Origin of the sequence: Dorea sp. BIOML-A1 (assembly GCF_009875615.1) — a bacterium.
Classification (GTDB): domain Bacteria; phylum Bacillota; class Clostridia; order Lachnospirales; family Lachnospiraceae; genus Dorea_A; species Dorea_A amylophila.
Genome location: NZ_WWSA01000070.1, coordinates 1 through 1,034, shown reverse-complemented (window position 1 = coordinate 1,034; position 1,034 = coordinate 1). Strand labels below are relative to the sequence as shown.

Genomic DNA, 1,034 nt, shown 5'->3' with positions numbered 1-1,034 from the left:
TATTATAGCTGAATGTCCTGTAAATAAAAAGTAAAAATGTCAATAACTTATGAAAATGTCACTTTTTAATATAGAAATTTATTTGAAAAAATGTCACTTTCATAAAAGGGCTAATGCCCTTTTATGAAGCTGACTGCTGCTTCTCGAAAAATAGCTCATATAAAAATTTAAGTGACAGATTATAATCCTCCATCCACCAGATTGCTTTCCATTCATCACTGCTGTGACGCAGCTGAAGGTGTGGTTCTACTGTTTTTGACACTTTTTGGGGAACTTCTGTATTGGCATTTTTGTTCTGAGGTTTCAGATAACGGATGGTATTATAGATTCGTCCGCCGTACTCTACACGAATTCCAAAACGTGGGTTAATTAATACAGTGATCTCACGGCGGGCATTGATAATCGGAAATCCCTCATCTAGGATTTGAAAACACCGATTTTTAAACGAAAATGTCCCGGCTGCATCTGTTTTTCTCGTGTGCTTTACACAAAGGATGGAATCCAGATTCAAATCTTTTGCGGCAGAGACAAAAATAGACTCTGCTTCCGGCTCAACGGCAAACCTCTGATTGAAAAGTTCCCTGTACTCTGTTTCCAGAAAACGGTTTGCTTCTGACACAGTAGTAATCCCACGTTTTGCGAACTCAACAGGGAGCCTGCTCTGCAGTGTGACCCATAAACGTTCAATCCGCCCCTTTGCCTGAGGAGTCTTTGCGAAAATAAGGTCAATGCCCAATTCGTGCAGGGAACGTCCGAACTGGGTAAGATGGACAGTCTTGCCTGCGATTAGTTCATCAACAGTCAGCTTTCCGGTTTTAGGAGAACGGAAGATGGTATGGTTGTCAGAATAAACCGTCTGTGGGATGCCGAAATCAGAGCAGCATTGACGCATGGTTTCCAGATAACCGTAAAGGCATTCATTCTGTGTCAGGAAAAGTCCGACGACCTGCCCGGTAGCATCATCGATAGCACCATGAAGGGCGTATTTGATATTTCCCCCAAACCACTCGTAAGGCGTGGCATCGATCTGGATG

General features: G+C 42.6%; 1 protein-coding gene. It reads right to left on the bottom strand.

What is annotated here, in order from left to right; all coding sequences use genetic code 11:
* Positions 1 to 121 precede the first annotated feature (121 nt).
* Positions 122 to 1,034 (bottom strand): ISNCY family transposase (locus GT508_RS14365; RefSeq protein ID WP_161144524.1); only part of this gene is annotated, 913 nt, incomplete at its 5' end.